The sequence below is a fragment of the Janthinobacterium sp. BHSEK genome, from assembly GCF_056174685.1.
This window is the reverse complement of record NZ_JBWBYV010000058.1, coordinates 25,139-38,810: the sequence shown is the minus strand read 5'-3', so window position 1 is coordinate 38,810 and position 13,672 is coordinate 25,139. Positions and strand designations below refer to the sequence as shown.

The following is a 13,672-nucleotide window of genomic DNA, read 5'->3' as shown; positions in this document are numbered from 1 at the left end:
CCCCAGCACAGGCCTCGCCGGTGCTGAACATCAATGGCCGCCCGGCAATGGGCGGCCATTTTTATTTGGAGATTTTGATTGTAAACCGTGGTAAACCGCGCATTTGGCGTGCTGCACCACAGGATCGCCCATGTTGGATGACGCTTGTGTGACAGGCTGCTATGATCTGCCACTGGCCCGCGACGCGATCGCGGTTCTTCCCCGCGCTTCCTGAAAGATGTCATGATCCGTCCACAACTGCTCGTCATCGCCGCCAGCGTCATGCTGGCCCACGCCGCTCCTTCCGCCCTGGCCGCCACTGCGAAATCCGCACCGGCCGCCGCCGTCAGCGCCCAGAACCCCTTGCTCAAAGCCAGTCCGCTGCCATTCCAGATGCCGCAGTTCGGCCTGATCAAGGATGGTCACTACGCGCCGGCGTTTGCCGAAGGCATGAAACGCCAGCTGGCCGAAGTCAACGCGATTGCCAGCAACCGCCAGCCGGCCACGTTTGAAAACACCATCGTGGCCCTCGAGCGCACGGGACAGCTGCTGCACCGCGTGCAAAGCATCTTCAGCAACATGACCTCGACCAACACGAACAGCGTGCTGGAAGCGGTGGAAGTGGACGTGTCGCCGAAACTGGCCGCGCATGGCGACGCCATCACGCTCAATCCAAAACTGTTTACCCGTATCGACACCCTGTACGCCAAGCGCGACAAGCTGGGGCTCGATGCCGAATCCCTGCGACTGCTCGAGCGCTATCACACGGATTTCGTGCGCGCCGGTGCCAAGCTGTCCGATGCGGACAAGGAAAAACTCAAAGCCTACAACGCCGAGCAGGCAGGCCTGGAAACGGCCTTCGCGCAAAACGTGCTGAAGGAAACGAATGCCAAGAGCATCGTCGTCGACACGCGTGCCGAGCTGGCGGGCATGACGGACAGCGATATCGACACGGCCGCCGCGGCCGCCAAGGAACGGGGTTTGACGGGCAAGTTCGTCATCGCCCTGGTCAATACCAGCGGCCAGCCGCCGCTGGCCGTATTGACGGACCGCAAGACACGCCAGCGCCTGATGGATGCGTCGCTGAACCGGGGCAGCCAGGGCGGCGAGTTCGACAACCGCGCCATTGTGCTGAAGCTGGCGAAACTGCGCGCCGAACGGGCGACCTTGCTCGGTTACGCCAACTACGCCGCGTACTCGCTGGAAGACCAGACGGCCAAGACCACGACGGCCGTCAACACCCTGCTGTCGGAACTGGCGAAACCGGCCGTCGCCAACGCGCGCCGCGAAGCGGCCGACCTGCAGCAAGTGGTCGATGCGGAAAAGGGCGGTTTCCAGGTGGCAGCGGCCGACTGGGCCATCTACACGGACAAGCTGCGCAAGCAGCGTTTCAATTTCGATGAAAACGAGCTGAAACCGTACCTGGAACTGAACAGCGTGCTGAACAACGGCGTGTTCTTTGCCGCGAACAAGTTGTATGGCATCAGCTTCAAGCAACGCACTGATTTACCGGTGTACAACCCGGACGTGCGCGTCTACGACGTGCTGGATGCCAACGGCAAGCCGCTGGCCCTGTTCATCGCCGATTTCTATGCGCGCGGCAACAAGCATGGCGGCGCGTGGATGAATGAATACGTATCGCAATCCGCGCTGATGGGCACGCATCCCGTCGTTGCCAACCAATTGAATATTCCGAAGCCGCCCGCCGGCCAGCCGACCTTGCTGACGTTCGATGAAGTGACGACCATGTTCCACGAATTCGGCCATGCGCTGCACGGCATGTTTTCGAACGTGAAATACCCGCGCTTTGCCGGCACCAGCGTGCCGAGCGACTTTGTCGAATACCCGTCGCAAGTCAATGAAATGTGGGCCGTCTGGCCGGAAGTGCTGCAAAACTACGCCAAGCACTACCAGAGCGGCGCGGCCATGCCGCAGGCATTGCTCGACAAGGTCACGGCGGCGAAGAAATTCAACCAGGGTTTCATGACGACGGAATACCTGTCGGCGGCCTTGCTGGATCAGCGCTGGCACCAGCTGGCGCCGAGCCAGATCCCGACGGATGTGCTGGCCTTTGAAGCGGCATCGCTGAAAGATGCTGGTGTCGATTACGCGCCCGTGCCGCCGCGCTACCGCACGACGTATTTCTCGCACAGCTTCTCGGGCGGCTACTCGGCGGCGTATTACGCCTACCTGTGGTCGGAAAAGCTGGACGCGGAATCGGTCAACTGGTTCAAGGAAAACGGCGGCTTGACGCGCAAGAATGGCGACTGGTTCCGCAGCAAATTGCTGTCGCGCGGCGGCAGCGTCGATGCGCTGCAACTGTTCCGCGACTTCCGCGGCCGCGACGCCACCGTGGAACCATTACTGGAACGCAGGGGCTTGAACGCGAAGTAAGCCGTTCTCATCAGAAGCTTGCGTTGCGTTGACATGGTGCACGCAAGCTTTCCGTGCCGGCGGCGTAGAATTGAGTAAGATGTAAACAAGAAGGCAGTCGAAAGAGTATATGAGTCAGCAAGATTTGAATGGCATTACCCTGGAAGGTATCGTGACGCGCCTGCACGCCCACTACGGTTGGGACGGCTTGGCCAAGCACATCGATATCAATTGCTTCATCAGCGATCCCAGCATCAAGTCGAGCCTGAAGTTTTTGCGCAAGACCCCGTGGGCCAGGAGCAAGGTGGAACAGCTGTACCTGGACACGCAATTTACTGACTGACAGGAAAAAACATGGATAGCAAACTCAAGGAATCGCTGCAACAACTGCATTCGACGCTGGAAACCAGCGGCCCCGTCGATGAAGAACTGCATGGTTTGCTGCAAAAACTCGATGTCGACATCAAGTTGCTGATGGAAAAGCGCGCCGCGCAGGAGCAGGAAGAAGAGTCGACCACCTATGGGCTGGCCGAGCGCAGCCAGGAATTGTCGGCCAAGTTCGCCGTCAAGCATCCGAAACTGGAGCCGGCCTTACGCGAATTGGGTGAAATTTTAGCCAACATGGGTATCTGATCGGGGTCAGTCGCTACGCGATCGCAATGCGCCCCACTGGGCCGCATTGCCCCGACGGGGCCGCCCCTTTTCTCCCAAGTAATTGAAAAATAAACGTTTTTTGTACTGAAATCCAACAGTAAAAAGCAGGCCGTCAGGTTGGAAATGGCCAATTCCGGTACAATCCGTACCCTATGAGCTCCCCTACCAATTTATTTGCGACCGTTCCCAAGCGGTCTGCCCGCGCTGCCGTGGCGCCTTTCCTGCCGATGTCGCGTGCCGAGATGGACGCGCTGGGCTGGGACCAGTGCGACGTCATCCTCGTCACGGGCGATGCCTACATCGACCATCCGAGCTTCGGCATGGCCCTGGTCGGCCGCCTGCTCGAAGCGCAGGGTTACCGCGTCGGCATCATCAGCCAGCCGGACTGGCTGTCGGCCGACGCCTTCCGCATCCTCGGCAAGCCGCGCCTGTACTACGGCATTACCGCCGGCAACATGGATTCCATGGTCAACCAGTACACGGCCGACCGCAAGATCCGCTCCGACGACGCCTACACGGCGAATGCCGAACCGAATAAGCGCCCGGACCGCGCCGTCACCGTGTACGCCCAGCGCGCGCGCGAAGCGTATTCCGACGTGCCCATCGTCATCGGCAGCATCGAGGCGTCCTTGCGCCGCATCGCCCATTACGATTACTGGTCGGACAAGGTCCGCCGTTCCGTCTTGCCCGATTCCAAGGCTGATTTGTTGATTTTCGGTAATGCCGAGCGGGCGCTGGTCGACCTGACCCACCGTCTGGCCGCCGGCGAAAACATCAAGGATATCCGCGACCTGCGCGGCACGGCCTTCATGGTGCCGGCCGGCTGGCTGCCCGGCAACGACTGGGGCGTGCACAATTCCACCCGCGTCGACGTGCCCGGCAAGATCGACCCGCACTACAGCCCCTACGAGATGGTGCAGGAAGACAAGACCGCCTGCGCCACGGAAAATGCGTCGAAATCGGCCGAAGTCATCAAGCCGATCCGCATCATGAGCCGCGAAGAACGCCTGGCCATGGCCAAGGAAAAGCACGACAAGACCGTCGTGCGCCTGCCCGCCTACGACGTCGTCAAGGATGACCCCGTGATGTATGCGCACGCTTCGCGCGTGTTCCACCTGGAATCGAATCCCGGCAATGCCCGTGCCATGGTGCAGGCGCACGGCGAGCGCGACGTGTGGCTCAATCCGCCGCCGCTGCCGCTGGCGATGGACGAAATGGATGGCGTGTACGACATGAATTACGCGCGCGCCCCGCACCCGAGCTATGGCAAGGCGCATATTCCCGCCTGGGAAATGATCCGCTTTTCCGTTAACATCATGCGCGGCTGCTTCGGCGGCTGCACCTTCTGCTCGATCACGGAGCACGAAGGCCGCATCATCCAGAGCCGTTCGGAGCCATCGATCCTGCGCGAAATCGAACATATCCGCGATAAAACCAAAGGCTTTACGGGCACTATTTCCGATATGGGTGGCCCGACGGCGAATATGTACCGCCTCGCTTGCAAGGAAAAAGAGATTGAAGTGTCGTGCCGCCGCCTGTCCTGCGTGTACCCGTCCATCTGCGTCAACCTGGGCACGGACCACAGCAAGCTGATCTCGCTGTACCGCAAGGCGCGCGCCATTCCCGGCATCAAGAAAGTGCTGATCAGCTCGGGCTTGCGCTACGACCTGGCCGTGCGTTCGCCCGAGTACGTCAAGGAACTGGTGACGCACCACGTGGGCGGCCTGCTGAAGATCGCGCCCGAGCACACGGAAGAGGGGACGTTATCGAAGATGATGAAGCCCGGCATCGGCGCCTACGACGAATTCAAGGAAATGTTCGACCGTTTCTCCTTGGAAGCAGGCAAGAAGCAATACCTGATCCCGTATTTCATCGCCGCCCATCCGGGCACGACGGACACGGACATGCTGAACCTGGCCCTGTGGCTGAAGAAAAACAATTTCAAGCTGGACCAGGTGCAGACCTTCATGCCCACGCCGATGGCGATGGCGACGACCATGTATCACACGCGCAAGAATCCCCTGCGCAAGGTGACAGCCGACTCGGAAGTGGTGGAAACGGCGCGCAGCGGCAAGATCCGCCGCACCCATAAAGCCTTCCTGCGCTACCAGGACCCGGCCAACTGGCCGATCCTGCGCGAAGCGCTGGTCAACATGGGCCGTGGCGACTTGATCGGCAATGGCGACAAGCATTTGATACCGGCCTGGACCTCGTCCGAGTCGGGCGGCCTGGCCGCTGGCGAACGCAGCCGTCAGACGCATGGCGCCGGCACGCCGGACAAGTTCAAGGTCACGCCGGGCAAGAACCGCATCGCCCTGGGCGGCACGGCAGCGGCGCCGAAGGCGACCGCCGTCGAATCGAAGGTGCGTCCATCGATACTCTCGACCATCAAGACGAAGGCCAAGCCGGCCGCCGCGCCGATGGGCCGTGGCGGCAAGCCGCCGGCCAAGGGCGGCCATGCCGCACCGGCACGGGGCGGACGCAAATAAACGGTCTTCGGCCTTCGGGCTTCGACTGAAAACCCGGCAACGCGTACTGCGTTGCCGGGTTTTTTGTTATGGGCGCACCAGGATGGGGCATGGCACGCCATGGCGGCGGGATTTTTACCAATATTTAAAAATTGAATAGAGCAAAAGGCAATTTTCCCTTGTGGCAACTTGGTGTTTGAAAATATACTCGTTGGATATTTAGCCGTACGGCAACAAAGCTGCCTTTCTGGCAATCGCCAGCGTACGCGACTCCCAGCGTTGATATGAAAAGAGATACCAATTGAAATGCCTTTCCTGCCAGGCCGAGAATAAGCCGGGCGCCAAATTCTGTTCTTCCTGCGGCACCACGTTTGCCGTTGTTCCCGCCGCCGCCCCGGTACCGGGCAAATCCTGTGGCCAGTGCGGCCATGAATGCAAGCCCGATGCCAAGTTCTGCCCCAAGTGCGCGTTCAGCTTCGCCGTGGCCCCAGTGGCGTCGCCAGCACCTGTTTCGGCGCCTATTCCTGAGCCAGTGAATGTGGTCGTTCCTGAGCCGGCGCCAGTGGCAGAGGTGGTCGCGCAAGCTGTCGCTGAACCCGTGCCCGTTGCCATCCCGCAGCCAGTCGCGCCGCCGCCGCCCGTGCTGGAAAAGCGCCGTGCCGATCCCGCACCCGCACCGGCACCTGCTCCCGTGGCAGAACCAGCTCCCGCGCCCGATGTGCCGGTGGACAGCCCACCGGCTGGCGGCCGCATGAAACTGATCGCCGCAGCCGTCGCAGCGGTGGTATTGCTGGGTGGTGCGGGCGCTTACTATTTTCTCTCAAGCAAGCCGGCAGCGCCGGCGCCGGAACCCGTTGTTCCAGCGCTGGCGGACCCTGCGCCTGCCGCCGAGCAGCCAATGGCCATCAGCGACCCGGCGCTCGACGGCGCGACGGCGGCCGAGCCTGCCGTTGCGCCTGCTGCGCCCGCCCCGGCGCCTGTCGCCGCGCCCGCCCCCGAGCCGGTGCCCGCACCCGCCCCGGCCCCGGCTGTGGAAAAACCGGCTCCCGTCGCGGAAAAACCGGCCAAGCCCGTCAAGGTGACACCGCCACCGGCGCCTGTCAAACAGACTAGCGGCCTGGAAAGCGTGATCACGGACAGCCTGTCGGAAGCGAGCCACTGCATGAGCCAGCGCAAGTACGACTGTGCCATCGCCAACGCGAATGCCGTGTTGCGCATGGACACGGGCAACCGCCATGCGCTCGACATCAAGCGCAAGGCGAAAGAGGCGCAGGACAAGGCGCTGTCGCAAATCCAGATCGAGTAAGCCGCGCGGCTTGCCTTCCCTTCCTATTTTGATACTCCTGGAGAATAACGTGAAAAACTTGAAACAAATTGCCAAGCCCATGGTGGCGCTGCTGGTCGTGTCCTCAATGCTGGCCGGTTGCGCCGCGCCGGGCGGCCCTGGCGCCACGGGCAATACCACCACCGCAGGCACGGAAGCGGCCAGCGGCGAGTGCAACACGGCCATGCTGGCCGGCATCGGCGCCGTCGTGGGCGGCTTGCTGGGCGGCGGCAACAATACCGTGCGCGGCGCGGCGCTGGGCGCCAGCCTGGGCGCGCTCGCCTGCGTGGCCTTGAATTATCAAAGCCAGCAAGTCAAGACGTCGCAGCAGGTGCAAGCCGACTACAAGGTGGCCAACAAGGGCAAGCTGCCCGAACAGTCGACCCTGGTGAAGTACGAGACGGGCTTTACGCCATCCTCCGTGCGTCCGGGCCAGAAGGCGCAGACCAATTCGTATATCGAAGTGGCGGCCGGCACGCGCGATCCGAACCCGCTGGTGGAAGAGGAATTGAGCCTGTACAAGCCAAATGGCGAGCTGATCAAGACCGTGCGCAAGGTGGTCAGCAGCAACAACGGCAGCGGTGCCTACAAGGGCGGCTTCTCGATTCCCATGCCTGAAGGCGTGCCGCAGGGCATTTACCCGGTGCGCACGGCCCTGTACCTGAATAGCAAGCGCGTCGGCGGCCAGGACGTCAAGCTGCAGATCGTCCAGCGCCAGGCGCCCGTGAGTGAGCTGCAACTGGCTCTCGCCTACTAACACCTTGGTAGCACGGGGCGGCCAGGCAGGCCGTCCCCTCCCGATTCATTTCCACTAGGCTTTACATGACCATTTCCACAGAAGCACATAACCCTCTTCCCTTTTCCTCTGCCGTGGGCTCGCTGATCGAAGCGACCGACGCCATCAGGAATTTCCGCGCGATTGCCCTGCTGGCCCTGACCTTCATCGGCGCCGTGCTCGTCGGTGGCGTGCTGACGATGCTCGCCGGCAGCATGGGCAGTGTCTTGCTGGGCTTCCTGGGCGGCCTGATGGCCTTCCTCGTGATGTTTTACGGTTCCAACGCCGTGGGCATCCTGCTGATGCGCGATGCGCAGGGCCAGCCGGGCATGAGCCTGGTGGATGCCGTGCTCGTCTCGCTGTACACGAGCCACCGCCTGATCGCGGTCGTGTTCCTGGAATTTCTGATCGTGCTGGCGGCCATGATCGCCATCGCCATCATCTTGTTCCTCTGCAAGATTCCCGTGCTCGGTCCCGTGCTGTACACGGTCGTCTTCCCGCTGTCGGCCATCGTGCTGGGCGTGCTGGTGTTTGCCCTGTTCTACGTGATGTTGCCGCTGGCCGGCCCCGCCGCCTGGTCGGGCGCCACCGTGTTCCAGATCATTGCCCGCCTGAACCAGATCGTGCGCACCAAGCTGGTGTCGGTGATCCTGCTGGAAGTGCTGCTGTTCCTGATCACCGCGTTCGTGGCACTGCTGATCTTTGGCGTAGTGGGCACGGGCGTGTCGCTGACGACAGGCATGTCGGCCGGCATCCTGGGCCCGGGCGGCCAGATGAACATGTATTCCCTGGCTTCGGGTTTCAGTGGCGGTTCCGGCTACATCATCGCAGCCGGCCTCGGCGGCGGTTTGCTGATGGCGGCCGCGGCCGTGGTGCCGGGTTTGATCTTCAGCAAGGGCGTGTGCATCATTTACCTGAACGCCACGCGCAACGTCGATTTCAGCGCCTCGGAAGCGAGCCTGAACGACGGCCTGGCCACGGTCAAGAAAAAAGCCGAGGAAGCGCGCGAACGCGCGCGTGCCCTGGCCGAACAGGCCGCGGCCCCAGCCGCTCCGGCAGCGCCAGCGGCTGCGCCCGCTGACGGCCTGCACTGCCCCAGCTGCAAGGCGCCGGTCGCGTCCGATGACGTGTTCTGCGGCGAGTGCGCGCATAAACTCAAGTAAGGCAGACCATGGCGCAATTCTGTAGACAGTGCGGCACCGCCCACGCGCCCGACGCGCGCTTTTGCGACGAGTGCGGCAAGGCCGTCAACGCCGCCCCGGCACCCGCCCCGGCCGCGACGCCGGCGCTGTCCGGCGTGAAGCGGCGACACGTCGTCATCGCCGGCGGCGTGCTGGCGCTGGTCATCGTGGCCGGCGGCGCCCTGGCGTGGCTGCTGGCGCCGGAAGCGGCGTCGGCCAGCAGTTTTGGCCGCGCCATCGACACCCATCTGGCGGCCGACGAGGCGGCGCGCGACAAGCTGCTGTGCCTCACCGACTTGCCGTACCAGAAGGAAGAAATCCGTGTGGCGTCGTACGACAGTTCCACTCGGCAATGGCTCGATGCGCTGGTGCGTAGCGGCTTGTACAACGCTCCCGTCGAGCAGAGCAGCGGCGTCTGGATTGTGCAAACGCAATTTGTCTACGCGCTGGCCGCGCCCGGCAAGGCGGCCTTGCGCGGGAATAAGCTGTGCGTGGCCAAGGGCCTGAAAGTGGCCAAGGTCAGCGGCTACGAGCAGGTGCGCGAGATGGGCGGGCAGCAGGTGGCGATGGCCACGGCCACCCTGGCGCTGACCGATGAAGCGGCGTGGCTCGCCAAATCGGCCGACCGGGCAATGATCCTGCAACACTTGCCGCATGGCGACCTGGAAGTGCAACTGCCGCTGGCCCTGGTCGACAAGCAATGGCAAGTCACCGACCGCACGCAACTGCACCAGGCCGCCATGGCCATGCGTCAGGCGTCCGGCGCGCAAGGAGCTGGCATGCTGGACAAGCTGAAAAGCCTGTTCCGCTTTGGCGGCCATCCGCTGGTGGGCAAATGGAAGGGACCGATGGGCTCGGTCCTGGAATTCACGCGCGACAGCGTGATCGATAACGGCAAGGAAACCAAGGTGACGTTTACCACCGAGGGCGATGCCGTGACGGTCATGTCGGAAGAGGGGGGCGACGTCGCCATGCAGATCACGCTGAGCGAGAACACCAACACGGCCACGCTGATGCTCGGCGGCATGCCGATCGCGGTGCTGCAGCGCGTGCGCGATTAAGCGTCGGGCAGGCGGTGCAGCCTGCCGCCTTGCCTCATTCCCGTAGCCCGGCCCTGCCGGGCTTTTTGATGCCCGCAGGCAGGGGCGCACACGTCAGTTTGTCTTGACATCAAGATAGTTTGTGCCCACACTGGCTTTTTATCTTAACGTCGAGATAGTCATGCCTGCTTCTCCTGTCCGCCCCGCCTGGGGCGATATCGTGCTCACGGCGCTGGCGCCCCTGATCTGGGGTTCCACGTATATCGTCACGTCCGAACTGCTGCCGCCGGACCGGCCCTACACGGCGGCCTTGATCCGCGTGCTGCCGGCCGGCCTGCTGTTGCTGCTGATCATGCGGCGCCTGCCCGCGCGGCGCGACTGGGGCCGCGTGCTGATTTTGTCGGCGCTGAATATCGGCGTATTCCAGGCGCTGCTGTTCGTGGCCGCCTACCGCTTGCCGGGCGGCTTGGCGGCCGTGGTGGGCGCCATCCAGCCGCTGCTGGTGATGGGCCTGGCCTGGGGCGTGGAAGGGCGCCGTCCAGCCCGCCTGGCCTTGCTTGCCAGCGTGCTGGGCGTGGCCGGCATGGGCGTTTTGTTGTTGTCGCCGCGCACGGTGTGGGAACCCGTCGGCATTGCCGCCGCGCTGGGCGGCACGGCGTGCATGGCGGCCGGCACCTACCTGACGCGGCGCTGGAAGCCGGACTTGCCCGTGCTGGCGCTGACGGGCTGGCAATTGCTGCTCGGCGGCCTGATGCTGGCGCCCGTCGCCTGGCTGGCCGACGCCCCGCTGCCGGCCTTGTCGCTGCAACAAGTGCTGGCCTACGCCTACCTGTGCCTGGCCGGCGCCCTGCTGGCCTACGCCTTGTGGTTCCGCGGCATCGCCAGGCTGTCGCCCGTGGCCGTCTCCTCGCTGGGACTGCTCAGTCCCCTGATGGCCGTCGTGCTGGGCTGGGCCTTGCTGGGGCAAGCCATGACGGGATGGTCGATGCTGGGCTTGCTGCTGGTGCTGGCCAGCGTGCTGGCGGTGCAGTGGGCCAGCGCCCGTCCCGCAACAAACGCCTGACTTGCGCGTATTTCCCCTCGGCAGGCTGACCGCGTCGGCCTGCCCCTTTCCCTCTGGGCGCTCCCTTTTTGCTGCACCGCACATACAGTTTTGCTTGCACTGATATGGGGCATTGAGGCACTATTCGCTTCGCGCAAACGTTTGCGCGCAACGAATTTCCACAAAAGCATGCAGTACACGTGCTTGACCAACCACTCTGGAGACGCTCATGACATCCCGTATTCGCCTGAAAATGATTGCCGCCGCTGTCCTGGTATGTGCCTTGCCCGCCGTGCCGGCGATGGCGCAGACGCCAGCCAAACCGAAGGTGGCATTGGTGATGAAGTCGCTCGCCAATGAATTTTTCCTGACCATGGAAAATGGCGCCAAGGCGCATCAGAAGGCCAATGCCGCCAAGTACGACCTGCTGTCGAACGGCATCAAGGATGAAACGGATACGTCGAGCCAGATCAAGCTGGTCGAGCAAATGATCGTCTCGCGCGTCAACGCGCTGGTGATCGCCCCGGCCGACTCGAAGGCGCTGGTGCCGGTGCTGAAAAAAGCCATCGACGCGGGCATCATCGTCGTCAATATCGACAACAAGCTCGACGATGGTGCCCTGAAAGAGAAGGGCATCAGCGTGCCGTTCGTCGGCCCGGACAACCGCAAGGGCGCCAAGGTCGTCGGCGACTTCCTGGCCAAGCAGATCAAGAAGGGCGACCCCGTCGGCATCATCGAAGGCGTGTCGACCACCTACAACGCGCAGCAGCGCACCCTGGGCTTCCAGGACGCGATGAACGCGGCCGGCGCGAAAGTCGTCAGCGTACAGTCGGGCCAGTGGGAAATCGCCCCTGCCAACACGGTGGCGGCCGCCATGCTGAACGCCAACCCGAATATCAAGGCTTTGCTGTGCGGTAACGACAACATGGCCATCGGCGCCGTGTCCGCCATCAAGGCGGCTGGCAAGACGGGCAAAGTGCTCGTCGTCGGCTATGACAACATCAACGCCATCAAGCCGATGCTGGCTGACGGCCGCGTGCTGGCTACCGCCGACCAGTTCGGTTCGCAGCAAGCCGTGTTCGGCATCGACACTGTGCTCAAAGCCCTGGCGCAGAAGAAGAAACAGGCCGATCTCGGTGGCGTCATCGAAACCAAGGTCGAACTGGTCGCCAAGGGCGCCAAGTCCTGATCGTCTGATCCCGCCGGGGCCAGCGTCCGCGTCTCTGCCTGAGGCTGCGGCGCCGGCCCCGCCGTCTTTTTCCGCGGAGTTTTATCATGCCCACCGACATCCCCCCGGCGCCCTCAGCCGCCACCCCTCTATTGACCCTGGATAACATCGGCAAGTCCTATGTCGGCCCCGTGCTGGGCGGCGTGGGCTTGCGCTTCGCCCCAGGCCAGGTGCTGGCGCTGACGGGAGAGAACGGTGCCGGCAAGAGCACGCTGTCGAAGATCATCTGCGGCCTGGAGCAAGCCACCACGGGCACGATGTTGCTCGACGGCAAGCCCTACCAGCCCGCCTCGCGCGGCGCCGCCGAGGCGCTGGGCATCCGCATGGTGATGCAGGAACTCAATCTGATTCCCACCCTGTCGATCGCGGAAAACCTGTACCTGAAGAATTTGCCGCAGCGCTTCGGCTTCATCGATCGCAGCCGTCTCGAGCGCGACGCGCGCGAACAGATGGAGAAAGTGGGCCTGGGCGCCCTCGACCCGTGGACCTTGGTCGGCGAGCTGGGCATCGGCCACCAGCAAATGATCGAGATCGCGCGCAACCTGATCGGCGCCTGCCGCCTGCTGGTGTTAGATGAGCCGACGGCCATGCTGACGCACCGCGAAGTGGAATTGCTGTTCCTGCAAATCGAGCGCCTGAAGGCCGACGGCGTGTGCATCATCTATATTTCCCACCGCCTGGAAGAACTCAAGCGCGTGGCCGACCGCATCGCCGTGCTGCGCGACGGCCAGCTCGTGTGCGACGACGACATCGCCGGCCATTCCGCCGCCGACCTGGTCAGCCTGATGGTGGGCCGTTCGGCCGACGACGCCGTCGACCTGAGCGGGCGCACCATCGGTGCCCCGCTGCTGCGCGTGCGGGGATTGGCGCGCGGCAAGGTCGTCAACCCGACGTCGTTCGACTTGCGCGCCGGCGAAATCCTCGGTATCGCCGGCCTCATCGGCTCTGGCCGCACGGAATTGCTGCGTTTGATCTTCGGCGCCGACCGCGCCGACGCCGGCGACGTGTTCCTCGGCGACAGCGAAGTCCCTGCCGCCTTGCACTCGCCGCAGGCGGCCGTGCAAGCCGGCATCGCCATGATCACGGAAGACCGCAAGGGCCAGGGCTTGTTGCTGCGCCAGTCGATCGCCGTCAACACGACCCTCGCCTCGCTCGACACCGTCAGCGGCGCTGGCTGGCTCAACGACGCGGCCGAAGCGTCGGTGGCCGACGATTACATCCAGCGCCTGGGCATCCGCTCGCGCAACAGCGCGCAAACGGTGGCCGAGCTCTCTGGCGGCAACCAGCAAAAGGTGGTGATCGCCCGCTGGCTGTACCGCGACTGCCCCGTGATGCTGTTCGACGAACCCACGCGCGGCATCGATATCGGCGCCAAGTTTGATATCTATCAGGTGCTGGCCGAACAGGCGCGCCAGGGCAAGGGCCTCGTCATCGTGTCGAGCGACTTGCGCGAGCTGATGCTGATCTGCGACCGCATCGCCGTCATGAGCGCGGGCAGCATCGTCGACACCTTCGAGCGCGGTGCCTGGAGCCAGGACGCGCTGCTGTCGGCCGCCTTCTCCGGCTATTTGACCCCTACTTCCACTCCAGCTGCGGCCTGATCCGCCG

At 63.6% G+C, this 13,672-nt stretch carries 11 protein-coding genes; all 11 read left to right on the top strand.

What is annotated here, in order from left to right; translation table 11 throughout:
* Positions 1-222: 222 nt before the first annotated feature.
* The gene (locus AC0V2Y_RS19545; protein ID WP_475416682.1) at positions 223-2,373 is read left to right on the top strand and encodes a M3 family metallopeptidase; all 2,151 of its coding nucleotides are present in this window, start codon (positions 223-225) and stop codon (positions 2,371-2,373) included.
* 109 nt (positions 2,374-2,482) lie between these two features.
* A complete protein-coding gene (locus AC0V2Y_RS19540) occupies positions 2,483-2,695 on the top strand; it encodes a VF530 family protein (protein WP_071326083.1) in 213 nt (70 codons plus the stop codon).
* 11 nt (positions 2,696-2,706) lie between these two features.
* Positions 2,707-2,985 (top strand): DUF4404 family protein, encoded by a 279-nt coding sequence (locus tag AC0V2Y_RS19535; RefSeq protein WP_034753883.1) that lies wholly within the window; start codon positions 2,707-2,709, stop codon positions 2,983-2,985.
* A 248-nt stretch (positions 2,986-3,233) separates the two neighbouring features.
* A complete protein-coding gene (locus AC0V2Y_RS19530) occupies positions 3,234-5,495 on the top strand; it encodes a YgiQ family radical SAM protein (protein ID WP_475416731.1) in 2,262 nt (753 codons plus the stop codon).
* Between the two features lie 280 nt (positions 5,496-5,775).
* Positions 5,776-6,780, top strand: coding sequence for a zinc ribbon domain-containing protein (locus AC0V2Y_RS19525; RefSeq protein WP_475416681.1), 1,005 nt, complete (start codon positions 5,776-5,778; stop codon positions 6,778-6,780).
* A 49-nt stretch (positions 6,781-6,829) separates the two neighbouring features.
* The gene (locus AC0V2Y_RS19520; protein ID WP_475416680.1) at positions 6,830-7,555 is read left to right on the top strand and encodes a hypothetical protein; all 726 of its coding nucleotides are present in this window, start codon (positions 6,830-6,832) and stop codon (positions 7,553-7,555) included.
* A 65-nt stretch (positions 7,556-7,620) separates the two neighbouring features.
* Entirely contained in the window at positions 7,621-8,736 is a 1,116-nt protein-coding gene (locus tag AC0V2Y_RS19515) for a hypothetical protein (protein WP_475416679.1), read from the top strand.
* An 8-nt stretch (positions 8,737-8,744) separates the two neighbouring features.
* Positions 8,745-9,815 (top strand): zinc ribbon domain-containing protein, encoded by a 1,071-nt coding sequence (locus tag AC0V2Y_RS19510; RefSeq protein WP_475416678.1) that lies wholly within the window; start codon positions 8,745-8,747, stop codon positions 9,813-9,815.
* A 160-nt stretch (positions 9,816-9,975) separates the two neighbouring features.
* Positions 9,976-10,857 carry an EamA family transporter gene (locus AC0V2Y_RS19505; protein WP_475416677.1) on the top strand — a complete coding sequence of 294 codons (882 nt, stop codon included), beginning with the start codon at positions 9,976-9,978 and terminating at the stop codon, positions 10,855-10,857.
* Between the two features lie 208 nt (positions 10,858-11,065).
* A complete protein-coding gene (locus AC0V2Y_RS19500) occupies positions 11,066-12,025 on the top strand; it encodes a substrate-binding domain-containing protein (protein ID WP_475416676.1) in 960 nt (319 codons plus the stop codon).
* An 86-nt stretch (positions 12,026-12,111) separates the two neighbouring features.
* Positions 12,112-13,665 (top strand): sugar ABC transporter ATP-binding protein, encoded by a 1,554-nt coding sequence (locus tag AC0V2Y_RS19495; protein WP_475416675.1) that lies wholly within the window; start codon positions 12,112-12,114, stop codon positions 13,663-13,665.
* Positions 13,666-13,672 lie beyond the last annotated feature (7 nt).